Source organism: Christiangramia sp. OXR-203, assembly GCF_034372165.1.
Lineage (GTDB): Bacteria > Bacteroidota > Bacteroidia > Flavobacteriales > Flavobacteriaceae > Christiangramia.
In genome coordinates, this window is sequence record NZ_CP139698.1 from 2,911,907 (window position 1) to 2,936,884 (window position 24,978).

The 24,978-nt window shown below is 39.5% G+C and carries 25 protein-coding genes; 15 read left to right on the forward strand and 10 right to left on the reverse strand.

Translation table 11 applies throughout. From position 1 onward, the window contains the following. Positions 1 to 36: 36 nt before the first annotated feature. Positions 37 to 2,655, reverse strand: coding sequence for an alanine--tRNA ligase (alaS, locus tag T8I65_RS13425; RefSeq protein ID WP_322301078.1), 2,619 nt, complete (start codon positions 2,653 to 2,655; stop codon positions 37 to 39). Positions 2,656 to 2,787: 132 nt separating this feature from the next. Between alaS and T8I65_RS13430 the strand changes: the two genes are divergently transcribed. The 6 genes from T8I65_RS13430 to T8I65_RS13455 are packed head-to-tail and all read left to right on the forward strand — an operon-like array spanning position 2,788 to position 6,518. After that, entirely contained in the window at positions 2,788 to 3,765 is a 978-nt protein-coding gene (locus tag T8I65_RS13430; protein WP_298246178.1) for a M23 family metallopeptidase, read from the forward strand. Continuing rightward, entirely contained in the window at positions 3,765 to 4,094 is a 330-nt protein-coding gene (locus T8I65_RS13435; RefSeq protein ID WP_026914189.1) for a MerR family transcriptional regulator, read from the forward strand. Before T8I65_RS13430 ends, T8I65_RS13435 begins: the two co-directional genes overlap by 1 nt. 1 nt (position 4,095) lies before the next feature. Beyond that, the gene (locus tag T8I65_RS13440; RefSeq protein WP_322301079.1) at positions 4,096 to 4,689 is read left to right on the forward strand and encodes a LemA family protein; all 594 of its coding nucleotides are present in this window, start codon (positions 4,096 to 4,098) and stop codon (positions 4,687 to 4,689) included. Between the two features lie 4 nt (positions 4,690 to 4,693). Further along, positions 4,694 to 5,137 (forward strand): TPM domain-containing protein, encoded by a 444-nt coding sequence (locus T8I65_RS13445; protein WP_322301080.1) that lies wholly within the window; start codon positions 4,694 to 4,696, stop codon positions 5,135 to 5,137. Next, complete coding sequence (locus T8I65_RS13450) at positions 5,091 to 5,933, forward strand: TPM domain-containing protein (RefSeq protein WP_322301081.1); 843 nt, start codon at positions 5,091 to 5,093, stop codon at positions 5,931 to 5,933. Before T8I65_RS13445 ends, T8I65_RS13450 begins: the two co-directional genes overlap by 47 nt. Positions 5,934 to 5,942: 9 nt before the next feature. Next, the gene (locus T8I65_RS13455) at positions 5,943 to 6,518 is read left to right on the forward strand and encodes a pentapeptide repeat-containing protein (RefSeq protein WP_322301082.1); all 576 of its coding nucleotides are present in this window, start codon (positions 5,943 to 5,945) and stop codon (positions 6,516 to 6,518) included. 43 nt (positions 6,519 to 6,561) lie between these two features. Here the strand turns inward: T8I65_RS13455 and clpX are convergent, their stop codons facing one another. The 8 genes from clpX to T8I65_RS13495 all read right to left on the reverse strand — a co-directional run bounded on the left by clpX (position 6,562) and on the right by T8I65_RS13495 (position 14,878). Then, positions 6,562 to 7,794, reverse strand: coding sequence for an ATP-dependent Clp protease ATP-binding subunit ClpX (clpX, locus tag T8I65_RS13460; protein ID WP_141878722.1), 1,233 nt, complete (start codon positions 7,792 to 7,794; stop codon positions 6,562 to 6,564). A gap of 44 nt (positions 7,795 to 7,838) precedes the next feature. Continuing rightward, a complete protein-coding gene (gene clpP, locus T8I65_RS13465) occupies positions 7,839 to 8,516 on the reverse strand; it encodes an ATP-dependent Clp endopeptidase proteolytic subunit ClpP (protein ID WP_322301083.1) in 678 nt (225 codons plus the stop codon). Positions 8,517 to 8,626: 110 nt separating this feature from the next. Beyond that, entirely contained in the window at positions 8,627 to 9,949 is a 1,323-nt protein-coding gene (gene tig, locus T8I65_RS13470; RefSeq protein ID WP_322301084.1) for a trigger factor, read from the reverse strand. A gap of 85 nt (positions 9,950 to 10,034) precedes the next feature. Further along, entirely contained in the window at positions 10,035 to 10,376 is a 342-nt protein-coding gene (locus T8I65_RS13475; RefSeq protein ID WP_322301085.1) for a phage holin family protein, read from the reverse strand. Positions 10,377 to 10,462: 86 nt separating this feature from the next. Then, positions 10,463 to 12,022 (reverse strand): G-D-S-L family lipolytic protein, encoded by a 1,560-nt coding sequence (locus T8I65_RS13480; RefSeq protein WP_322301086.1) that lies wholly within the window; start codon positions 12,020 to 12,022, stop codon positions 10,463 to 10,465. A gap of 8 nt (positions 12,023 to 12,030) precedes the next feature. Beyond that, positions 12,031 to 13,281: an OmpP1/FadL family transporter gene (locus T8I65_RS13485; protein WP_322301087.1), complete on the reverse strand. Its 1,251-nt coding sequence runs from the start codon at positions 13,279 to 13,281 to the stop codon at positions 12,031 to 12,033. A 120-nt stretch (positions 13,282 to 13,401) separates the two neighbouring features. Next, on the reverse strand, positions 13,402 to 14,163 hold the full coding sequence (locus T8I65_RS13490) for an alpha/beta fold hydrolase (protein ID WP_322301088.1): 762 nt from the start codon (positions 14,161 to 14,163) through the stop codon (positions 13,402 to 13,404). 1 nt (position 14,164) lies between these two features. Continuing rightward, a complete protein-coding gene (locus T8I65_RS13495; protein ID WP_322301089.1) occupies positions 14,165 to 14,878 on the reverse strand; it encodes a pyridoxine 5'-phosphate synthase in 714 nt (237 codons plus the stop codon). An 89-nt stretch (positions 14,879 to 14,967) separates the two neighbouring features. Between T8I65_RS13495 and T8I65_RS13500 the strand changes: the two genes are divergently transcribed. From T8I65_RS13500 to murI, 8 genes are all read left to right on the forward strand, one after another. Next, positions 14,968 to 15,624, forward strand: coding sequence for a CBS domain-containing protein (locus T8I65_RS13500; protein ID WP_322301090.1), 657 nt, complete (start codon positions 14,968 to 14,970; stop codon positions 15,622 to 15,624). Positions 15,625 to 15,628: 4 nt separating this feature from the next. After that, positions 15,629 to 16,513, forward strand: a complete 885-nt coding sequence (locus T8I65_RS13505; protein WP_322301091.1) for an NAD kinase — start codon at positions 15,629 to 15,631, stop codon at positions 16,511 to 16,513. Between the two features lie 100 nt (positions 16,514 to 16,613). Next, on the forward strand, positions 16,614 to 17,312 hold the full coding sequence (locus T8I65_RS13510) for a DUF6089 family protein (RefSeq protein WP_298246168.1): 699 nt from the start codon (positions 16,614 to 16,616) through the stop codon (positions 17,310 to 17,312). Further along, positions 17,313 to 18,053 (forward strand): isoprenyl transferase, encoded by a 741-nt coding sequence (locus tag T8I65_RS13515; protein ID WP_322301092.1) that lies wholly within the window; start codon positions 17,313 to 17,315, stop codon positions 18,051 to 18,053. Positions 18,054 to 18,060: 7 nt separating this feature from the next. After that, positions 18,061 to 20,685, forward strand: coding sequence for a BamA/OMP85 family outer membrane protein (locus tag T8I65_RS13520; protein WP_322301093.1), 2,625 nt, complete (start codon positions 18,061 to 18,063; stop codon positions 20,683 to 20,685). 31 nt (positions 20,686 to 20,716) lie between these two features. Next, positions 20,717 to 21,526 carry an OmpH family outer membrane protein gene (locus T8I65_RS13525; RefSeq protein WP_322301094.1) on the forward strand — a complete coding sequence of 270 codons (810 nt, stop codon included), beginning with the start codon at positions 20,717 to 20,719 and terminating at the stop codon, positions 21,524 to 21,526. Positions 21,527 to 21,556: 30 nt separating this feature from the next. Beyond that, the gene (locus T8I65_RS13530) at positions 21,557 to 22,066 is read left to right on the forward strand and encodes an OmpH family outer membrane protein (RefSeq protein WP_322301095.1); all 510 of its coding nucleotides are present in this window, start codon (positions 21,557 to 21,559) and stop codon (positions 22,064 to 22,066) included. A 70-nt stretch (positions 22,067 to 22,136) separates the two neighbouring features. Further along, positions 22,137 to 22,928 (forward strand): glutamate racemase, encoded by a 792-nt coding sequence (gene murI / locus T8I65_RS13535; RefSeq protein WP_322301096.1) that lies wholly within the window; start codon positions 22,137 to 22,139, stop codon positions 22,926 to 22,928. Here the strand turns inward: murI and T8I65_RS13540 are convergent. Beyond that, entirely contained in the window at positions 22,925 to 24,022 is a 1,098-nt protein-coding gene (locus T8I65_RS13540; protein WP_322301097.1) for a type IX secretion system membrane protein PorP/SprF, read from the reverse strand. The two genes, murI and T8I65_RS13540, sit on opposite strands and share 4 nt — an antisense overlap. 10 nt (positions 24,023 to 24,032) lie before the next feature. Between T8I65_RS13540 and T8I65_RS13545 the strand changes: the two genes are divergently transcribed. Further along, positions 24,033 to 24,947, forward strand: coding sequence for a NifU family protein (locus T8I65_RS13545; protein WP_322301098.1), 915 nt, complete (start codon positions 24,033 to 24,035; stop codon positions 24,945 to 24,947). Positions 24,948 to 24,978 lie beyond the last annotated feature (31 nt).

Genomic DNA, 24,978 nt, shown 5'->3' on the forward strand with positions numbered 1-24,978 from the left:
AAAATAAAAAATCCCGACGAGAGGTCGGGATTCTTACTATGTATTTAAGTAGTCTTTAGCATGCTGAAGGGCTTCGTCTATTCCTTCAGGTTTTTTACCTCCAGCAGTAGCAAAGAAAGCCTGGCCTCCTCCGCCTCCTTGAATATACTTGCCTAATTCGCGAACGATCTGCCCGGCATTTAGATCAGATTTTTCTACAAGCCCTTTAGAAATATAACAGGACAGAAGCGCTTTACCATTTTGCTCTGTTGCAAATAGTATATAAAGGTCATCGAACTCCTCGTCTAGCTGGTATGCCAGATCTTTAATTCCATTTGCGTCCAGGTCTACCTTTTTTGCTAAAAAGTTGACCCCTTTAATATTTTCAACCTCAGATCTTAATTCAGTTTTAAGAGCTTTCGCTTTATCCCTTAAAAGACTCTCCACCTGTTTCTTAAGATCATTATTTTCCTCTTGAAGATTCTGGATCGCTTTCACAGGATCATTGGAATTTTTCAAACCATTTTTGATCTCGCTCAGCGTTGATGCCTGTTCCTGAAAATACTGCATGGCAGCCTCCCCGGTAATTGCCTCGATTCTACGAATTCCTGAAGCTACAGCGGCTTCCCCGGTAATTTTGAAATACCATATATCTGAAGTATGCGAAACATGCGTTCCTCCACAAAGTTCCATAGAATCACCAAATTTGATGGCTCTTACGGAATCACCGTATTTTTCTCCAAATAATGCAATAGCTCCCTGTTCAAGGGCAGACTCATAACTGGTATTACGCTGCTCTTCCAATTTTAAGTTCTCACGAATACGTGCATTTACAAAATTTTCAACCTTTTCGATCTCCTCTGGAGTAAGCTTACTAAAATGTGAAAAATCGAATCTTAAGTATCCTCCATTCACCATAGAACCTTTCTGTTCTACATGAGTACCCAGTATACTTCTAAGAGCCTGATGCAACAAGTGAGTTGCCGTATGGTTCCCTGCAGTATTTGCACGCTCTCTATTATTTACAATTGCTTTGATCTCTGCCTCAGGATTGGCAGGTAATTTCTTAGTAAAGTGGATGATCAAATTATTTTCCTTTTTAGTGTCCACGACCTTGATCGCTTCACCATCTGCAGTCATCAACACTCCCTTGTCTCCAACCTGTCCTCCACCTTCCGGATAGAAAGGAGTTTGATCCAGTACAAGCTGGTACATTTCTCCCTTTTTCTTAGAGTCTACTTTTCGATATCTCGAAATATATGCACTTGACTCAAGCTGATCATAACCTATGAAGGCTTGCTCATTTATCGCTTTGATCTCGGTCCAGTCTCCTGCACTAACCTGTGTAGCCGCTCTTGATCTATCTTTCTGTTTTTTTAGTTCTGCTTCAAAACCCTTTTCATCCAGCTCATACCCATTCTCACGTAAAATGAGTCCGGTGAGATCGATTGGGAATCCAAAGGTATCATATAACTCAAATGCCTTCTCTCCGGAAATTGTTTTGGACTCCGAATTCTGCATTAGATTCTCCAGAAGTACTAATCCCTGATCTAGAGTTCTTAGAAACGACTGCTCTTCTTCCCTAATCACATTTTCGATAAGTGTTTGTTGAGACGTCATTTCAGGAAAAGTAGCGCCCATCTGCTTGCTCAATACCGGCACCAGTTTATAGATAAAAGCCTCTTTGGTATCAAGAAAAGTAAAGCCGTAACGAATTGCTCTTCTCAAGATTCTTCTTATCACGTAACCAGCTCCAGTGTTGCTAGGTAATTGCCCGTCTGCAATTGAAAATGATACCGCTCTAACGTGATCTGCAATCACACGCATAGCAATATTTTTGTGTTCTGAAGGGCCGTAAGTAGATTTAGTAATCTTCTCAATCTCATTAATTAGCGGAGTGAAAACATCTGTATCATAGTTGGATTTCTTATCCTGTAATACCATACACAAACGTTCGAAGCCCATCCCGGTATCGATATGCCTGGCAGGAAGATCTTCCAAAGAGCCATTGGCTTTCCGATTATATTGCATAAAAACCAGGTTCCAGATCTCTACTACCTGAGGATGATCCATGTTTACAAGATCTCTTCCAGCAGTTTTAGCTTTCTCTTCTTCAGATCTTATATCGATATGAATTTCAGAACAAGGACCACACGGCCCCTGGTCTCCCATTTCCCAGAAATTATCTTTTTTATTTCCGAAGATGATACGCTCCTCTGGAACTATCTTTTTCCAAAGTTCCAGTGCTTCAGTATCCAGACCCAGTTGATCTGCATCTTCACTACCTTCAAAAACTGAAACATATAGCATTTCAGGATCTATCTTATAAACCTCTGTAAGCAGTTCCCATGCCCAGTTGATCGCCTCCTTTTTAAAGTAGTCACCAAAACTCCAGTTACCCAGCATCTCGAACATAGTGTGATGATAAGTATCATGCCCTACTTCCTCCAGATCATTGTGCTTTCCACTTACCCGAAGACATTTTTGAGTATCGGTAAGCCTGCTGTTCTTAGGTTCTGAATTACCCAGGAAAAATTCTTTGAACTGGTTCATTCCCGCATTGGTGAACATAAGTGTTGGATCGTCCTTGATCACCATTGGCGCGGAGGGAACTATACTATGAGCTTTTGATTTGAAAAATTCCAGAAATTGCTGGCGTATCTCCTGTGACTTCATTTGGCTAATTTGTTGCAAATTTCATTAAATTATGAAGACGGCAAAACAATTCATATATTTGTTCGTTTACCGTACGATATAACACGGTATTCGAGCCGTTTTCGAATGGCAAAAATAGCATAATTTTAACTCATGTCGAAGGTTAAATATTATTACGATAGCGAGACCCTTTCTTATCAGAAAATTGAAAAGAAAAAAGGGAAAAGACTAGGTATCGCACTTCTAAGTATTACCGGATCTTTTCTGGCCGGCTTTATTTTACTCGTCATTTATCTCAATATTCCTCAAATTGAAACTCCGAAGGAAAAAGCATTAAAGCGTGAATTACACAACATGCAGTTGCAATATGGTCTACTGAATAAAAAGATGGACCAGATCCAGGACGTCATGGCTAATATTGAAGATCGCGACAACAATATCTACAGACTCTACTTTGAAGCCAATCCAATTCCCGAAGAACAGCGTAAAGCAGGTTTTGGTGGGATTAACAGATATAAAGATCTGGAAGGATTTGACAACAGTAAGCTTATTACCGAAACCACAAAAAGGATGGATATCCTTACCAAAAGACTTGTGGTTCAATCAAAATCTCTGGATGAGATCGCTGAACTTGCCAGAGAAAAAGGTGAATTACTGGAAGCTATCCCGGCTATTCAACCGGTCAAGAACCAGGATCTAAGCAGGATCGCTTCAGGTTACGGCTGGAGAAATGACCCCTTCACCAAGGTTAGAAAATTTCATTATGGCATGGACTTTACCGCTCCAAGAGGAACTCCCGTATATGCTACTGGCGACGGCAAGGTTGTAAGGGCAGATAGCAGGTCTACAGGGTATGGAAACCATATAAGAATAGATCACGGCTATGGCTATACCAGTCTTTACGCGCATTTATATAAATACAACGTTCGCCGGGGACAAACTGTAAAAAGAGGTGATGTGATTGGTTTTGTAGGCAGCACCGGAAGATCTGAAGCGCCACATTTACATTACGAGATCTTCAAAGATGAAGACAGGATCAATCCTATTAATTTTTACTACGGAAATTTATCTCCTGAAGAATTTGGCGAAGTACTGGAAAGAGCTCAACGTGAAAATCAATCCCTGGATTAATGCATATCGAACTTCCTGAAAAACGTTATTATGGTATTGGTGAAGTTGCCAAGGCATTCAACGTCAACACGTCCCTGATTAGATTCTGGGAAAAAGAATTTGATGCCATTAAACCGAAGAAAAATGCCAAGGGAAATCGTAAATTTACCCCTGAAGACATTAAAAATCTTGAACTTATTTATCACCTGGTAAAAGAACGAGGTTTCACGCTGGAAGGTGCTAAAATCCACCTTAAGGAAGAAAAAAATAAAACACTAAGCAACTTCGATATTATTCGAAAATTAGAAACAATAAAAGCTGAACTAGTTAACCTAAAAAACCAATTATAACATGAAAAAGTGGCTTCCAATAGCAATCATAGTAGTCCTTGTAATAGTAGTATGGCAAGTAACTGCCGGATTCAATAACACGGCTGTTACCAAAGAAGAAAATGCTAAACTAGCCTGGTCTAATGTAGAAAGCAGTTACCAGAGAAGAAATGATCTTATTGGTAATCTGGTTAAAACTGTAGAAGGTGCTGCAGACTTTGAAAGAGGTACTTTGAAGGAAGTTATCGAAGCTAGATCCAAAGCTACTTCAGTAAATGTTGATGCTGAGAATCTTAGTGCTGCACAAATTGAACAATTCCAGCAGGCTCAACAAGGAGTTACTTCAGCATTATCAAGATTACTGGTAACCGTTGAAAGGTATCCTGAACTAAAGGCAAACCAAAACTTCTTACAATTACAATCGCAACTGGAAGGAACAGAGAACCGGATCAATGTTGCGAGAGACCGTTACAATGCTGCGGTAACCGACTTTAATACCTACATAAGAACTTTCCCGAATACGCTGTTTGCAGGGATGTTCGGTTTTGAAAAAATGGAGCGCTTCCAAGCAGATGCCGGAGCTGAAAATGCACCAGACGTAGAATTCGATTTTTAGACTTATGAATAAGGATGTAGAAGCTTTCCTAAGCAAAAAAGAGGAAGAGAAGATCGTTGATGCCATTAGAACGGCAGAAAGAAAAACCAGCGGAGAGATTCGTGTTCATATCGAACCAAGTGCTGGTGAACTGGATATTTTCGATCGGGCCATGGAAGTCTTTCATGCCCTGAAAATGGATAACACCAAGCAGGCTAATGGCGTCCTCATCTATGTTGCTGTGGAAGATCGAAATTTTGTGATCTATGGTGACAAAGGGATTAATGATGTGGTTCCAGATAACTTCTGGGAAAGCACCAAGGATATGATCGTTTCTCAGTTTAAAAAAGGAGATTTTGCTAAAGGTCTTATCGATGGTGTGCAAAAGGCTGGTGAGGAACTTCAAAAGCATTTCCCCTGGGATGAGATGGATACTAACGAACTTTCAGATCAAATTTCAAAAGGCTAGACTTATCAAACAACTACTACTTTTACTCGTCTTAATTTGCACCTTCAATCTCCAGGCACAACGGGAAATACCCCCAAAGCCAGCAGTTGAAACCAGTGTCTTTGATGAAGCAGATATGCTAAATGCTTCTGAAGAAAAAGCCCTGGAGCAAAAGCTTATCAATTATGCCGATACTACAAGCACCCAAATAGTAGTCGCTACGATTGAAAGCCTGCAGGGAGAATATATAGGTACGTATGCGGCAGATTGGGCACATGAGTGGGGAATTGGGACAAAGGATGAAGACAATGGACTTCTTGTTCTGGTGGCTGAGAAAGACCGAAAGATCTGGATCACCACGGGCTATGGCGTTGAAGGGTATATGACCGATGCAAAGTCTAAAGAGATAGTAGAACAAATTATCCTGCCAGAATTTCGAAATAATAATATATATGCTGGTCTTGATAAAGGAACCAATGCCATGTTTCAGGTTCTCGCTGGCAGCTACGAAGGTGTTCCACAAAATAACAATACCGGCGGTGGCATCCCAGTTAGAGCGATCGTCTTCCTTGTGTTGTTCGTGATCGTAATTATTTCCATGTTCAATAAACGTGGCGGTGGTCGTAATGGCGGACGTAGAAACGGCGGAAGCATCCTGTGGGACGCTATCATTTTAAGTAGTCTTGGAAGAGGCAGCTTTGGTGGTGGTGGTGGTTTTGGAGGTGGCTCCGGTGGAGGTTTTGGCGGCGGTGGCGGCTTCGGTGGCGGCTTCGGCGGTGGTGGATTTGGTGGCGGTGGAGCTGGTGGAAGCTGGTAAAACCATATTATGGAAAACCGAGTATTTTTCGACAAAACTTTCGAACACACCACATTTCAGAAAATTGACCTGCTGGATTCCGAATTTGAGCAATGCCAGTTTATAAACTGTAGCTTTCCCGATAGAGATCTGTCCAATGTTCGCTTTATTGAATGCAGCTTTGATCAAATCGATCTAAGTAACTCCAGGCTTTTTAAAACATCCATTCAGGACTGTTTATTTGATACCTGCAAACTGATGGGAGTATCTTTTGATCAATGCGAAATGTTTGGTTTTAATTTCAAAGCACAGAACGGCATTTTCGATCATTCCAGTTTTTATAAAGTCAGATTACCAGGTTTTCAGGCACAGAACTGTAGCTTTAAAAATGTAGATTTCACTGAGGCGATACTGAAAGAAGCCTATTTCAAAGGATCAGATTTTACAAATGCTATTTTCGAACGCACAGAGTTGGAGAAGGCAGATCTTTTGAATACAAGTAATCTTAGGCTCGACCCTGAAGTCAACCTTATAAAGCAGGCTAAATTAGATTTAGAAGCGCTACCAGGCCTACTTACAAAGTTCAGCTTGAATATCAAACAATAAAAAAACCGCCCGAATGGGCGGTTTTTTCTTTATATTTATCATACTATGAAACTGCTTTAAGCTTGCTCATAGTAGATTTATTCAGTTTGTCTTCAGCATATTCTCTGGTTACCGTAAAATGATCCTGATCACTTTCTGGCATCTCGAACATAGCATCGGTCAAAATAGCTTCGCATAAGGATCTTAATCCTCGTGCTCCCAACTTATATTCTATTGCTTTATTTACAATATAATCCAGAGCATCTGAAGTGATATCAAATTCGATATCATCCATCTCGAAGAGTTTCTTATACTGCTTGATGATGGCGTTCTTAGGTTCTGTAAGAATCGCTCTAAGTGTCTCGCGATCCAGCGGATTCATATAAGTAAGCGCTGGCAATCTACCAATGATCTCAGGTATTAATCCAAATTCCTTTAGATCCTTAGGGATGATATACTTCAATAGATTGGTTCGCTCGATCTTATCTTCACTTTTTGATGCACTAAAACCAACAGCCTGCATGTTCAAACGCTTGCTAATGATCTTGTCGATCCCATCAAAAGCACCTCCGGCAATAAATAGAATATTCTCAGTATCTACTTCGATAAATTTCTGATCGGGATGCTTACGACCACCTTTAGGCGGGACATTAACAGTAGTTCCTTCCAGCAATTTCAATAACGCCTGCTGAACACCTTCCCCGGAAACATCTCTGGTAATAGAAGGATTATCACTCTTGCGGGCGATCTTATCGATCTCATCAATAAATACAATCCCACGCTGAGCCTTTTCAGTATTATAATCGGCTGCCTGTAAAAGTCTGGTAAGTATACCTTCTACATCCTCACCTACATATCCTGCTTCAGTAAGTACTGTAGCATCTACGATAGCTAGTGGCACATTCAGCATTTTTGCAATCGTTCTGGCCATAAGGGTTTTACCGGTACCGGTTTCCCCAACCATCACTATATTACTTTTCTGAATTTCTACATCATCATTTTTCTCAGGCTGTAATAGTCTTTTGTAGTGGTTATAAACCGCAACAGACATCACCTTCTTCGTTTCTTCCTGCCCTATGATATACTCATCCAGAAAGGATTTAATCTTCTTAGGCTTACTAAGCATAAGATCTGAAGAAAGTTCTTTCGCTTCTCCCTGTTTCGACTCTTCGATCACAATGCCATGAGCCTGCTCGATACATCTATCACAGATGTGAGCATCAAGGCCTGCTATCAATAAATTGGTCTCAGGTTTTTTTCTACCACAAAAGGAACATTCTAAATCTTCTTTCGCCATTATTTAATTTTTCAGATTTTGACTTCCTGTGAAGTCCCGCACAATTATGCTTCTCTTTTAAGTACTTCGTCAATCATTCCGTATTCCTTGGCTCTTTCAGCCTTCATCCAGTAATCACGATCACTATCCTCATGGATCTTCTCGTATGTTTGTCCTGAATGTTTCGCAATGATCTTATATAATTCTTCTTTCAAGGTTACGATCTCTCTGGCAGTGATCTCGATGTCACTCGCCTGTCCCTGAGCACCACCCATTGGCTGGTGAATCATTACACGACTATGTGGCAAACCACTTCTCTTTCCAGCCTCGCCTGCACATAATAGCACAGCTCCCATACTGGCAGCCATTCCCGTACAGATAGTCGCTACATCAGGCTTTATGAATTGCATAGTATCATAAATACCTAATCCAGCATAAACACTACCTCCTGGTGAGTTGATATATATCTGGATATCTTTAGCGGCATCTGTACTCTCTAAGAATAAAAGCTGAGCCTGTACGATATTCGCTACCTGTTCATTAATTCCGGTTCCCAAAAAGATAATTCTATCCATCATCAATCTGGAAAAAACATCCATTGCTACGGCATTCATTTGTCGCTCTTCAATGATGTTAGGAGTCATCCCTGTAGGAAGCATGCTGCTCACTATTTTATCGTAATAATTGCTGTTGATGTTATGATCTGAAACAGCATATTTTTGAAATTCCTTTCCGTAGTCCATCAATTTTTTTGAATTTTTCTAATCTTAAACAATTTCCCGTATAAAACCAAAAAAGGCGTTACTCGGGTTGAGTTAACGCCTTAAAGATAATTAATATATCCTAAAAAGGCTTACTTATAGATTGCTTTCACAAATTCTTCGTAAGTCACTTCTTTTTCATCAAATTTCATATTTTCCTTATAAAATTTGAGAAGTTTCTCGTTCATTAACTGCTCTGAAAGTCTCTTAACCTCATCCTGGTTAGAAAGGATTCTTGCAGCGATATCATCAAGTTCTTTTTCTGAAGGATCCATTTGACCAAATTGAGCCATTTGTTCCTTGATCTTTTCTGAAGCAAATGCCTTAAGATCGTTGAAATCTACACTAAGATTATTATCGTTTACCACTTTACCTTCGATCAACTGGTAACGAAGACCTTTCTCGCTTTTCTCATATTCTTCAGCCGCTTCCTCATCTGTTAATGGTTTTTCACCAACTGTTTGGATCCACTTCTGAAGGAATTCTTTGGGCAGCTCGAAATTAGTATTTTCGATAAGCTTTTCAGTAATATCATTCATCAATTGCTGATCGCTCTGTTGCTCGAATTGCTTTGCTGCATCCTCCTTGATCTTATCCTTCAATTCAGTCACAGAAGTTACCTTATCCTTACCGAAAAGTTTGTCGAATAATTCCTGGTCAAGATCTGCTAGTTCTCTTTCGTTGATTTCAGAAATAGTGAATTCTACTTCAACATCAAGATCGTTAGCTTTTTCCTGATCGATGCTTAGGTGATTTACCAGAGCCTGCTCATCTTCGAAAAGATTTTTTGTCTTCAATGTAAGGGTATCGCCAACTTTCGCACCTACAAATTTCCCAAGATTTCTCTTTCCTTTGATAGCAGCCAGCTCGATAGTGGTATCGTTCTCAATACCTTCTTCTTCATTCTTGAAGGTTCCTGCAACGGTATCTCCTTCTTCTACTTCATCTTTAGTCTTCAGCTTACCATATTGCTTCTGGATGCTTTCAACCTGGTCGTTCACCATTTTCTCATCGGCAACGATATTATATTTTCTTACTGGATCCTTAAGATCAAGATCTACATCAAATTCTGGAGCAAGTCCAAGTTCGAATTCAAAAGAATAGTTCTCACGATCCCAGTCAAAATTTTCCTGTTCCTTCGGAAGTGGATTTCCAAGGACATCCAATTTCTCTTCCGTTAGGTATTTATTAAGGCTATCCTGAAGAAGCTTGTTCACTTCATCAACCAAAACAGCCTGTCCATATTGTTTTTTAACCATTCCCATTGGTACATGACCTTTTCTAAAACCGGGAATATTGGCATTCTTTCGGTAATCTTTTAAAATCTTATCTACTTTACCGGCGTAATCTTCTTTAGCGATATCAACTTTTACTACCGCGTTTAATTCATCAATATTCTCTCTGGTAATATTCATTTTGATCTTATATAAAAATTGGAGTGCAAAATTACGCTTTTTCTTAAAGTCTGCAAACTTTCAATTTGTTGAAATTCAGTTAAATCTAATCTGATTTCAGAATAGAAAAGAGTACCGACTGAAACAGGGAAAGCAATAAACTGAAAATTATAGCCATAAACCATCCGTTTACATCAAATCCATCAATAAAACCATCTGCCATAAATATGATAATGGCATTGATGATAAGGAGAAATAACCCGAGGGTTAATATGGTAACAGGCAAAGTTAAAAGTACCAGTATGGGTTTTACAATAAAGTTAAGTAGTGAAAGGACTACTGCAACGATGATGGCTGTCCAGTAACTATCTACAGAAACACCTGGTAAGATTTTGGCTAATATGACCACAGCCACAGCTGTAAGTAAAAGTCTTAGTAATAATTTCATATTATTATTGATTGATTTGCTGGTAAAATTGCAAAAAAAAGACCGGGCAAAACCCGGTCTCTTCAATATTTATGTCAATTTTAGTATTACTGAACGTCCTGACTTAGGGATACCGTGTCATAAGCACCAACATTTGCCTTAGGTACATTCGAACCATAGGTAGCATTGATCTCATCGATAACCGCGTTCGCAACAATCGCATAGCCTCTTGGAGTCAGATGTACTCCATCCAGTGAAAAAGCTCCGCCTGTTACAAAATCAGAATTAACACTTCCACCATCGAAGGTAATTCCACCATTATCCAATTGAGTTAGTAAAGCGTTTGCATCCACATATCCAAGACCAAATTGATCTGCATACGTTTGAATTGAATTGTTGAATTTTGTAGTTGCATCTTTAATGTTTGCAAGCTCATCACTATCCAATACATCTTTATCATCTATACCGCTTACAGCACCGAATAAGGTGTTCACCTGAGCTTCAGTTGGCATACCACCAGCTTGAAGAATAGCGATTACTTCACCTACTGACTGAGTAAACTGTACAGATCCATAACCACTTGCCAAAGCACCCTGATCGATCGTTAAGACCAATAATTCTTCTTCAGTCATTTGACGGAATCCCAGAGGATTCGTTTGGGTTACCGGAGTATCAATCAAAAATCTATTAGGGCCTTCGTTAAAAGTGATCGCGTACTGACCTGCCAAAGCCTGAGCCTGAGCAGCAGGAACACCCTGACCAATCAGCACCTGAGTTAAAACTCCAGATACTGCCTGGAAATATTGAGTCAACTGTGTCGCTGTTGCAGCGTCTAATGCCAGCGCATTGTTAGGCACTGTTGTAAAATATGGAACTGAAGTTACATCTGGGATGTTGATCAATATACCATCAGCCGTTTCAGCTAAAGAACTTGCTAATTGACCATATACTGCGTTAAAGATCACGGGATTTGTGATATCACCTTCACCATAAAGAGCGGGATTGGTTTCGGTTTCCTGGTATTCACCAACACCACCTGATGTTGCATATCCAAGTACATCGTTATTTCCGATCCATAACGTGAAAAATGTAGGATCCTGAGCTAAGGCATCCTGAAGAACCGTAGCACTTTCAGAACTTGAAAATCTGGCGAAGTATGGATTTGCAGTACCTGCAGCAACTCCAGCTACGCTACCGTAGTTTGGAGATCCAAGGTGATAGGATTTAGCTCCGGGAACTCCCATATTATTGACAGGTCCAGCAAATTTATTACTAACCTCTGTAGTAGGTTGAGCTCCGGTATATCTTGCAGGTGATGGGCCATTGGCTCCTACAGCAAGTACAAATCTATTTTCCGTGATCTGGTTTCCTCCTAATAACAATCCACCAGCATTATCGTTTACAAGTGGTTGAATAAATTCTCCAGTCTCCTGTACAGCACTAAACTTTTCAGCAAGAATACTTGGAAAAGAATTTTGCTGACCGCTTAAATAAAGCGCACCATCAGCATAACCTGCAGTTAATGAATTTCCCAGAGCTACATAGTTTGAGAAATCTGCCTCACCGCTCGTATAAAAATCTCCGTCTTCAATTGAATTTTCTAGTTCTGGTTCACAGGAAACGATTCCCAGTGCCAGAATTGCCATATATTTAAAATAGTTCTTCATCTTTCTAATTAAATTTTAATAGTTACACCAAGACCTGGTACAAATGCACTTGACTTATAAGTTCCTTCGAAAGGAACACTTTGTCCATTTTCAGTATATGAATCATAAGAAGCGTCGATCTCCTTAAATCTACTGTAAAGGAATGCAGCATCAATCGCTACATTATCTGTAATGTTCACAGACAATCCTCCGGTAAAGTTGTTGGAATCATTTCTTGGAGTTTCAGGCGCAAAGAATCCTTCCTGAACCGGAGAGCCATCGAAATAGTAACCCGCTCTCAAAGTAAATGTCTCATTCGCAGTGTACTGCAAACCAAATCTGTAATTAGAAGAATCTTCATACTCTCTTGGATTTACAGAATCCGGAATATTTGGATTTGCGAAATCAAGATCCAGAGATTCGTAAACTCCCCAGAAAGTACGGTTGTAATCAAAAGCAAATAACCACTGTTCGTTCAACTGGTAAGAAACTCCAACGCTCAATTCTGCCGGAAGTGGCAATGTTGCATCAAATTGAGTATCGCTGAATGGTGCTAGAGGAGAATTAGGAACATTCTCGAAATCTGCATCACCATCTTCAGCTTCCACAAGAATTTCTGAACGATAGTTTACTCCAACTCTTAGACTATCCACCGGACTCCACATAACACCCGCAGACCACCCAAATGCACTAACATTAGAAGCGTCTATGGTAACATTTGAACGATTTCCTTCCAGATCACTAAGTGTTCTATTAAGGTTTCTATTAAAATTAACCGAACCACTAACATAGATTGGACCACCACCAACTGCAAGGTTATCGGTGATCTTATATGAAGCTAACGCCTGCACATAAATAGCAGCCAGTTCGATATCATTTACCAGGTGAGATCCCGGCCAGTCTTTTTCCCACTCTACAGTACTACCATAAGGAGTATACGCTGCAAGCCCAAGACTTAATTTCTCATTCAGTTTATAAGAGAAGTAAGCGTAGAATGGAGTTCCCACAGGGCTATCTGTTCTGGCCATCTGCCCAAATTCATCATTTTGCCATACTACATCAGAGAATACGGCACTTACACCAACAGATGCATTGATCTTGTTTTCCAGGAATACCAGTCCGGCCGGGTTGAAGAACGCAAGTTCTGCATTATTAACAACTGCAACTCCGGTGTGTCCCATCGCGAGACCACGCTGACCCTGTAGACTTACCCTGTAACCTCCGGCATAGGTTGTAGCCGCCGCCAACATAAACAGGCTAAGTAAAAATAGTCTTTTCATAATTTAAGTAGGATTATATTTAATATATCTTAAAATGCTCTTGCCAAAAATAGCATAAATTAGATATTATGCAACAATACATTTAAATTTATTATGCATACATAATAAAATCCCGTAGAATTAAAGAAATTCGGATACTCTCATATAAAAATCCTTCATATTCTCAGCATGTACCCAATGATCTGCTTTTGATATTGTAGCAACTTCAGCCTCTGGAAAATGCTCTTTAATGAGCTTATGATCTGCCTCTGTGATATAATCAGACTTCTCTCCATCTATAAATAATACCGGCCCATTGTAAGTAGCCCCGGAATACAAAGCTTCTCCCAGGTTATTAATTTTCTCTTTTAAAACATCAAGATTCATTCGTAACGAAAGCTTCTCTTTAGTTTTCCAGTAAAGATTCTTCAGAAGAAATAATTTCACACCAGGCTCTTTAATATAATCCCCTAAGAAATCTTCAGCATCACTACGAGAGCTTAGCTGCGCATTATCCAGAGCCGTTAAGCCTTTAAGAATTTGTTGATGATGTGGCGCATAATATTTAGGCGCAATATCTACAATGATTAATTTCTTTACGAGTTTCTCATTTTCACATGCCGTAAGCATTGCCGTCTTGCCACCCATAGAATGACCCATTAGAAATATATCTTTAAGATCATGCTGCTTACAGTATTCCACTATATCCTGCGCCATAGAACTGTACGAAAACTCATCGCTATGCGGAGACTTTCCATGATTTCTCTGGTCGATTAAATGAACCTGAAAACCATCTTCGGCAAATTTCTTACCCAGGGTTTTCCAGTTATCAGACATTCCCAAGAAACCATGTAATATAAGTAATGGCTTTCCCTTACCTAGTATGATCGAATGTAACTCCATATTATTTCAATAATTTCAAATATTTCTGAATAGTTTTCTCAAGTCCCATATATAAAGCTTCGGAAATCAATGCATGACCAATAGATACCTCATCAAGATGCGGTACGTTATTACTGAAGTATTCAATATTATCGAGAGAAAGATCATGCCCGGCATTCACCCCCAGTTTCAGCTCATGAGCCAGCTTTGAACAGGCAGCGTAGGACTTTGCAGCATTCTCTACTCCTTTAGAATAATCTACCGCAAACTGCTCCGTATATAGTTCGATACGATCAGTACCGGTTTCAGCAGCACCTTCAATGATCTTTAGATCTGGATCCACAAAGATCGAGGTACGTATCCCATGACTTTTAAATTCTGAAATTACTTCACGTAAATAATCTCGATGCTTAATAGTATCCCAGCCTGCATTGGAAGTTATCGCGTCTTCAGCATCTGGCACAAGAGTAACCTGAGCGGGTTTCACCTCCAGTACAAGATCTACGAATTGCTGAATAGGCTTCCCTTCAATATTAAATTCAGTAGTAAGCACCGGTTTCAATTCCCTTGCATCTGCATAACGAATGTGGCGCTCATCCGGCCTTGGATGAACCGTGATCCCTTCTGCACCGAACTTTTCAATATTTTGTGCTGCCTCCAGCACATTAGGAACATCTCCACCACGTGCATTTCTTAAGGTAGCGATCTTGTTGATATTTACACTTAATTTCTTCATTTTCCCTAGGTTTTATTAACAAAAATACAAAGTGCAGCCTGCTTCATTGAATATTATTTTGATTAATTTGCAGAAAAGGAATTGAGTATATGAGTTTGCAGGAATACATTCTAAATGATGTGGAGATCTTGAGCCTTTCAGAAAAGATTGGAGAAGTACACAGATTATTTAATCAACTTACTTACACCCATCTTCCGGTTTCGGAGAAGGGAATTTATATTGGTTGCATTTCAGAAAATGATGTCCGTTGTTTTGATAACGACAAGACCCTTGGCGATTATCGTTATGCGCTCGAAGGATTTTTTGCCCGGGAAAGCAACTACTGGCTGGACAGCCTGGAAGCCTTTGCCCAGAATAATTCCAACATATTACCTGTTCTTAATGATGAAAATCTCTATATAGGATATGTAGAATTGAACGAAATGATCTCCTTATTTAAGGAAACACCTTTTTTACATGAGCCGGGAAATATCCTTGTGGTGGAAAAAGCATTCAAAGATTACACGCTTGGAGAGGTTAGCCAGATTGTAGAATCTAATAATGCGCATTTACTGGGCACTTTTGTTTCGAAGATAGAGAATGACATGGCTCAGATAACCCTTAAAATATCGCCATCTGGAATGACTGAGATCATTCAATCGTTCAGAAGATATGGGTACATCATTATTTCTGAACATCAGGAAGACACTTTCAACAAAAATTTAAAGGATAGATCAAAATATCTTGATAAATACCTGAATATATAAGTTTATGAAAATAGGTATTTACGGCCAGTTCTACCATGAAAATGCAGGTCATTATATTGCACAATTACTGAATCTACTTGACGAGAAGAATGTGGAAGTTTTGATCGAAGAAGATTTCCTTCAAATGATTCATGATCATAATTCCATTCAGAAGGAATACCGTCAATTTAGCGCATTTGAAGAACTGGATAATTCCTTTGACCTGTTCTTCTCCATAGGTGGTGATGGAACCATTCTAAAATCAATCAACTACATAAGAAACCTGAATATCCCCATTGTAGGAATTAACACGGGAAGACTTGGATTTCTGGCTACCATTCAGAAAGAACAAATTGAAAGTACGTTAAATGAAATCCTTGAAAAGAAATTTACACTTTCTCCACGATCAGTGCTTACGATAGAAACCAATACTAAAGATCAGGATCCGGTTTTCTCACAGATCGCTTTAAACGAAATCGCAGTAAGCAGAAGAAACACCACTTCCATGATCACAGTGGACACCTGGTTAAATGACCAGTTTCTTACTTCCTACTGGGCTGATGGTCTTATAATCGCCACACCTACTGGCTCCACCGGATATTCTTTGAGCTGTGGTGGCCCTGTAATCACTCCAGACGCAGACTCGCTGGTGATCACACCAATCGCACCACATAATTTAAATGCCAGACCACTGGTAATTAGAGATGGAACCGTGATCAAATTAAAGGTATCTGGCCGGGAAAAAACACATCTTGTGTCCATGGATTCCCGTATTGCCACACTGGAAAATGATACCGAAATTATTATTTCAAAAGCACCCTACTGCATCAATTTCGTGGAATTAACTGAAGACAGTTTCCTTAACACCCTTCGAAAAAAGTTATTATGGGGTGAAGACAAACGGAATTAAGCAATAAAAAAAATCATTTGTTGTTTATACGTATGTACAAATCTGCTCAAATTATTGCAGGGCAAGTAGAATTGTTATATTTGCAAACTTTTGAAAACCTATGAGGTACCTGATCGCATTTATCATAATGGCTTTTTTTACCGGAAATTCCTACTCTCAAAAATATGAAGTTGGGGTTTTTGCAGGTGGTGCCAATTTTATAGGAGACGTTGGAAAAACTACCTTTATCCTCCCTAACACTCCCGTTGGAGGGTTTATGGCGAAGTGGAATGGTAGCCCGCGACACGCCTGGAGACTGTCTTTATTGTATGCGAAGATTTCGGCAGATGATACAGAGTCTAATGACACCAGAAGACAACAGCGTGGTTATTCTTTTGATAATACCATTGCTGAAGCATCCCTGGGACTGGAATTCAATTTCTGGGATTTTGACCTGTCTGAGCCATTGCCACAAAAAACACCTTATATATATACAGGAATTACCTATTTCAAGGCAGATCATGTCTATTTGAAAGATGGCAGAGCCGGGAATCTATCCAATGAAGGCACCAACTGGGAATTCGCCATTCCGATGGTCTTTGGTTATAAAGAGGCTATCACCGAGCACATTATTGGTGCGCTAGAAATTGGAGCCCGCTATACTTTGACAGATAACCTGGACGGAAGCTGGCCTGAAGAATATTTAGACCGAAGAGAGCCACAACTGGAATTCGGGAATAGAAATACGAACGACTGGTATGTTTTTACCGGATTGTCATTCACATTTACATTTGGGCGTAAGCCATGTTACTGCTTTTAGATGAACTATAAAGACAATTTAAACCTTGAAAAATTACCTGCACACGTTGCCATTATTATGGATGGCAATGGACGTTGGGCGAAACAAAAGGGTTTTCTTAGAGCTTCAGGTCACAAAGAAGGTACGAAAGCTGTTAGAGATACTGTAGAAGGCTGCGCCGAAATAGGCGTGAAAAACCTTACACTCTACGCATTTTCTACGGAAAACTGGAACAGGCCAAAACTAGAGGTCGATACTCTTATGAAACTCCTGGTTTCATCGCTTAAGAAAGAAATCAAGACACTTCAGGATAACAATATTCGCCTTCATTGTATTGGAAATATTTCCAATCTTCCGAAGAAAGCGAAGAAAGAATTACTGGATGTTATAGAAAAAACTTCATCTAACACAAGAATGACCCTTACTTTGGCGTTAAGCTACGGGAGCAGGGAAGAAATTACCAGCTGTTTCAAACAAATTGCAGAGAAGATAAGTAACCGGGAATTATCTATTGATGCTATTGATGAATCAGTTATAAATGAGCATCTTTACACCCAAAATTTGCCAGACGTTGACCTATTGATCAGAACCAGCGGCGAGCAACGCATTAGTAATTTCCTTTTATGGCAGATTGCTTATGCTGAATTGTATTTTACGAAAATCTTATGGCCAGATTACAGAAGGGAAGACCTTTTTGAAGCCATATACAACTATCAAAACAGAGAACGACGATTTGGAAAAACAAGTGAGCAACTCAGTTAGTGCATCCATGACAAAGAAGATTTTTACACTTTTCGCATTTTTTTTCATTATCAGTATAGCTGCCAAAGCACAGGACCTTCCACTGGGAGATTCTAAGAAATACACCATTGGAGAAATAAAAGTTACCGGAACCACCACCTACAACGAAAAAACAGTCCTTACCTACACTGGTCTTAAATCCGGACAGGAAATTTATATTCCTGGTGAGAAGCTTAGAAATGTCATCAATAAACTGTGGTCTTTAGATTTATTTAGTGATATTAATTTCTATATCACCAATGTTGATGGAAACGTAGCAGATCTTGAATTGGAAATCAAGGAGGTGCCTGTTTTAAATCAAACTACATTTACTGGTTTAAAGAAAAAGAGTGACCGAGATGAACTTATAGATGAGAATAGTCTTAAGCCCGGGACCAAGGTTACTGAAAACCTAATCACCACGACCAGAAATTATATTCAGAATAAATATAAGAAGGAAGGCTACTTCAATACAGATGTTTACATACAGACCAAGCCTGTTGATGATACTACCGGAGCGAACAAGGTGAATATGCTGGTAAACGTGAACAAAGGAGATCGCGTTAAGATCAAAAGTATAGACTTTAATGGCAACGAAAAGCTGTCAGACGCGAAGTTGAAAAGGAACATGAAGAATACCAAGCAAAAGAACATCATCAGGTTCTGGAAGCGATCTAAGTTTGTTCGTGCAGATTACCAGGAAGACAAAACTGCACTCATAAACAAATACAAGGAAGAAGGTTATCGTGACGCTCGTATAGTTTCAGATACACTTATCAAAAACGATAAGGAAACCATCAGCTTGAAACTGGATATTGAAGAAGGTAATCGTTATTTCGTTGGAAAAATTGATTTTCTTGGAAATGCAGCTTATACAGATGAGCAATTAGGGAAGGCACTCGGAGTTGAAAAAGGAGATGTATACAATGGTGTACTTATCGATGAAAGAATCCAGAGTAGAGAACCTAACAAAACATCAATCGCTAATATTTACCAGAACAACGGATATCTTTTCTCCAATATCGATCTTGTAGAAACGAATGTTTACAATGATACGATCGATTTTGAAGTAAGAATCCTTGAAGGAAAAGAGGCATTTTTCGATGAGATTAGAGTAACTGGAAATAACAAGACCAAGGATCACGTGATCTATCGTGAGATGAGAACCAAGCCGGGACAGAAATATAGCCAGCAGGCCGTGGTCTCCACCATTCGTGAATTAGGTGCACTTGGATTTTTTGATGCAGAACAACTAAATCCTGAATTTGTGGATCCAGATCCGCGAGAAGGAACTTTGAGCTTGGAATACCAGGTGGTGGAGTCAGGAGCCAGCCAGATCGAACTACAAGGTGGTTACGGTGGTGGTGGATTTATTGGAACCCTGGGACTTTCCTTCAATAACTTTAGTATACAAGGCTTATTTGACAAGGATGCTTATGATCCAATTCCAATGGGAGATGGTCAAACCTTGTCTCTTAGAGCACAGGCCAGTACTTTCTACCAGACCTACAGCTTATCCTTCAGAGAGCCGTGGTTAGGCGGTGAAGAACCGGTTAGTTTATCTACATCTTTTAGCTATACCAGACAGTTCCTGTTCGATTATGTGGAAAGAGAAGCAGATAAAACAAGAAGTTTTGATATTCTTGGAGTAAGCATAGGTCTTGGAAAAAGACTTAGAGAACCAGACCAGTACGCTACGATTTCAAACGTGGTTGGTTTCCAGAGATATGATCTTAATAACTATAATACAGGACTTTTTACTTTTGGTGATGGACACTCGAATAACCTTTATTACCAATTAGGAATTGTAAGAGACAACACCGCTTTCAACCCGATTTTCCCAACGCAGGGTTCTAAATTTGATTTCAGCGCGAAGTTCACTCCTCCATACTCTCTATGGAATGGTGTAGACTACGGAAACCTGGAGAATGATCCGGAATACCAGTTAAGAGATGATAATGGTAACCTGATCGATAACAACGGAAACAGAGTAACTTCAGAAAATTCTGTTGCAGACCAGGAGAAAGTTGATCAGAAAAAATATAACTGGCTGGAATTTTACAAAATTAAACTGGCAGGAAGCTGGTATGAAACTTTAGCCAACTTTGGACCAAGTAGTGATCTAGTTCTACGTACACATGCTGAATTTGGATTCCTTGGAGCTTACAATAGCGAGAGGGGTATTCCTCCTTTTGAGCGCTACTATTTAGGTGGTGATGGTCTTGGAGCATTCAGCCTTGATGGTAGGGAAACCATACAGTTAAGAGGTTATCCAAACCAATCTGTAGTTCCTATTGACAGAGGTATCAATGATCGTGATGACGGTGCAGTGATCTACAACAAATTTTCACTTGAACTTAGATTCCCTATTACATTAAAACCAGCTGCTTCTATCTACGCATTATCGTTCCTTGAAGCAGGTGCTACTTACGATAACTTTAGAGATTACAACCCATTCCAGTTGAACAGATCTGCTGGTGTTGGACTAAGAGTATTCATGCCAACATTTGGATTACTTGGAATTGACTTTGGATATGGTTTCGATGAGATCGTAGGTGGTCAGCCAGGACCTAATGGATGGGAAACACACTTTATCATAGGACAACAATTTTAAATTGGCACGATATTTTCTATATTCGATCTGAATGAAAAAAAGAATAAAATTCATATTAGTATTTCTAGTGATCGGTCTTAATACAGCGACGGCTCAAAAGACGATTAGATTAGGGTACATTGATATGGAATATATTCTTGAAAATGTTCCGGAATACCAAGAAGCTTCAAAGCAGCTGGAAAGCCGTGTTCAGGAATGGAAAGCGGAAGCTGAAACTAAAATGCGCGCTGTTGAAGCCATGCGGTCCAAACTGGATAACGAAAAAGCTCTTCTAACAAGAGAACTTATCGAAGAGCGTGAATCTGAAATTTCCTATATGGAACAACAGGTTCTGGAATATCAGCAAAAGCGATTCGGTCCCAATGGTGATTACATGATTCAGAAGAAACATTTGGTAAGACCAATTCAGGATCAGGTTTTCACCGCAGTTCAGCAAATTGCTGAGAACAGAAATTTTGATTTTATTTTCGACCGTACTTCAGATGTTGGAATGATCTATGCAGACAAGCAGTATGATGTAAGCGAAACGGTATTAAGGACAATAAAACGTACCGCAAATCGTGAGCAATTAGAGAGCCGTGATGAAGTAGAAGAATTTGAACGTGAAGAAAACAGAACAGTAGAACAGGATGCTGAAGTTACCGAACGGGAAGAACTGGTCAAAGAACGGCAAACTGAACGTGAAGCATTGATCGAAGCCAGAAAAAAGGAACGGGATTCCTTAAAGGCTGCGAGACAACAAGAATTTGAAGAAAGACGTGCAAGGATTTTAGCTGAGAGAGAACGTAAAAGGGACTCTTTGTTAAAAGCACGCGAAACTAAGAATGATACTATAAACTAAATTTAAACTTTAATTTTAACGACGATTACAATGAAACAATTCAGAACACTTTTTATAGCTTTAGCTTTAACGATTGGCGCTACTGCTTTTACAAACGCACAGTCTAAAGTTGCTCATATCGCTACTCAGGAGTTGGTACAGTCACTTCCGGAATACAAGAGTGCAATGGATCAACTTCAGAAACTTGAGAAAACTTACGATGCTGAGATCAAGGATATGTTATCCGAAGCTCAAAGCACAATGCAACGTTACGAAGCTGAAGCTAACACAAAATCTGATGAAGAAAATCAGAAAAGAGGAGCTGAAATTCAGGCTGCTCAAAGAAGAATCCAGGAACACAGCGCAAAAGCGAGACAGGATCTTCAGAAAAAAGAAACTGATCTTCTAAGACCAGTTCTTGAGAAAGTTCGTACGAGCATTCAAAAAGTAGCCAGAGCAAAAGGATATGATTATGTTTTAGACTCTACTACTGGAACAGGGGTTCTTTTAGCTGATGGTTATGATCTAACTCCAGATGTGAAAAAAGATTTAGGACTGTAATCCAATTACATTTCAATAAAATGTTTAAACTGCGTACACTTAGTGCGCAGTTTTTTATTTTTAAGACCTTATGAACAAGTCTCAGCCAATTGGCATTTTTGATTCCGGCGTAGGAGGAACCTCTATATGGAAAGAAATACATGAACTTCTTCCCAACGAGCATACCATCTATTTATCTGATAGTAAGAATGCACCTTATGGCTTGAAAACTCAGGAGGAAATCATAGCACTTTCTATCAAAAACACGGAAAAGCTTCTAGAGCTTAATTGCAAGCTCATCGTCATTGCCTGTAATACTGCCACTACAAATGCTATTAAAGTCCTTAGAAGTTCCTACAGAGTTCCTTTTATAGGTATTGAACCTGCTATAAAACCAGCTGCTTTAAAAAGCACCAATAAGGCTATAGGCATTCTGGCTACTCGGGGAACCTTATCAAGTGAACTATTTGCCCAAACCAGCGAATTATACACTAAGGATATACAGGTGGTAGAAGTGGAAGGCAACGGACTCGTGGAACTCATCGAAGCGGGAAAAACGAATACTCCCGAGATGATTGGTTTACTGCAACATTTACTCAAACCAATGCTCGATGCCAGAATAGATTACCTGGTGCTTGGCTGCAGTCATTACCCATATCTAATTCCTGTTCTTCAAGAGATATTGCCAGATACTGTAAAGATCATTGATTCTGGGGAAGCAGTGGCAAAACAAACGAAGATCATCCTTGCTGAAAGGAATTTGCTAAATGACAATCCTGATGCCAGTAGCAACTTATTTTTCTCGAATGCAAACCCCAATGTCCTGTCCTCTATTATTTCTTCGGAAGAGCAAAATTACAAGGTTGCAACTTTAGATTTTTAATTGTTGATCGCAGGACAATTACAATCATAACGCTGGCGGCTTTTTCCGAAATTATAGCCTAATGTGATCTGATGGAATCCAGTATTACTTAGCACAAGTGAATTTAGTTGGTAGCTGAAGGTGTAGCCAAAAACGAACTTATTGTAATCTATTCCAACAAAAGGAGTAATGTAGCGCAATTGCTGATTTGCGATCGCTTCACCATCCCCGGTAACCTCAACACTTTCGAAACTATTTCGATAAGAAACTCCGCCCCACAACCTGATATTATCTAGTTGATAATAAGCCTTAACATTGGCATCTATCGCCATTTCTTCGGTAGCTTCTCTGGCCTGGAATAATATGGAGGGCTCGTAACTCCAGTCGCTATTACGGTCAAAGCTAAAAACATAACCTGCAGAGAAAAGATACTTTCTCATATTACTTGGCACAGCATCTGAATAGAACAGATCTCTTTTTACTGATAATACGTTCTTTGCTGCAAGATGAAAATATAGATCATTCACATAATAAGAGGCTCCAATATCTATATTACCAAAAATATCTGATTGATTATTTCCCACCAAAGGATCAAACCTTGTGAAACCGCTTGTATCAAGTCTATGCTGAATTAATCCAGCGCTAATACCGAATGATAACTGGTTAAGATCGACCGTACTTCGGGAAAACATAAGATGATAAGCAAAAGTAGCGTAAGCACCCAGTTTTGAATAATTGCCGTTTTCATCTCTGAACATGATACCTCCAAGTCCTATTTTATCTGTAGCTCGAATATTTAGAGCTGCGGTCTGTAAGTTAGGAGCATCCTGCACGTCGAACCATTGCGTTCTGCCGGTTATACGAAGTTGATCGTAGTTAGAAGCACCAGCCATACTGGGATGGATAAGATAAAGATTATCGGTAAGATAATCTGAATAGGTAGGGATCACTTCCTGCGCGTTCAATGCTGGAGAATTCCACAGCGCAAACGAAGCAAAAGTGCATAAAATCAATTGATAAGAGAGCCGTGAAAGGCCTCTTCTAAGATATCCCCAATTCACCATAAAGGCTGTAAATATATGTATAACGTAATTTTTCTTTAGTATTTTTGCCAAAAATTTTGAGATGAAAGATTTTAATATCAACATAGTCCCTACAACCACGGCTTCAATTATAAAATTTGAAGCTGACAGGTTTCTGACACGTCATGAAAATTTCGAATTCAAGAATATAGACGAAGCCAAGCGTTCACCGCTTGCCCAGCAATTATTCTATCTGCCATTTGTTAAAACGGTTTATATCGCACAAAATTTCATCGCTATCGAGAAATATGATATTGTGGAATGGAGCGATGTGCAACAGGAAGTAGCAGATCAAATCGAAGAATACCTGAACAAAGGTGGCGAAGTGATAAAGGAAGAGAAGACCACCACCGGTAAAGTGCCAGTGACAGTCTATGCTGAAAGCACTCCAAACCCGGCGGTAATGAAATTTGTAGCGAACAAAAAACTCGTTTTGAAGTCGGTTGAATTTAAGAACATCGATGATGCGAAGAATGCACCATTGGTTCAGAGATTGTTCCATTTCCCTTTTGTCAAAGAGGTCTTCATTGATGAGAACTATGTTTCAGTTCATAAATATGAGGTTGCCGAATGGGAAGAGATTACCATGGAACTTCGTGAATTCATTAGAAATTATATCGAGGAAGGAAATGAAGTGCTCACCGCCGAGACTATTCAAACTCAGGAAACTGAAAAGGTTCAGGAGGAAAATGATGATGCAGCCTATAAGGAACTTGACGACACGAGCCAGCAGATTATTGCGATCCTTGATGAGTATATCAAACCTGCAGTGGCCAGTGATGGGGGAAATATTCTTTTTGACAGTTACAATGAAGAAACCAAGACCGTAAAAGTGATCTTACAGGGTGCGTGTAGTGGATGTCCTTCTTCTACGATGACATTGAAAAGCGGAATCGAAACGATGCTTAGAGATATGCTTCGTGATAAAGTACAATATGTAGAGGCTATCAATGGCTAATCACTTTGATAGTGTATTGTAATACATAAAA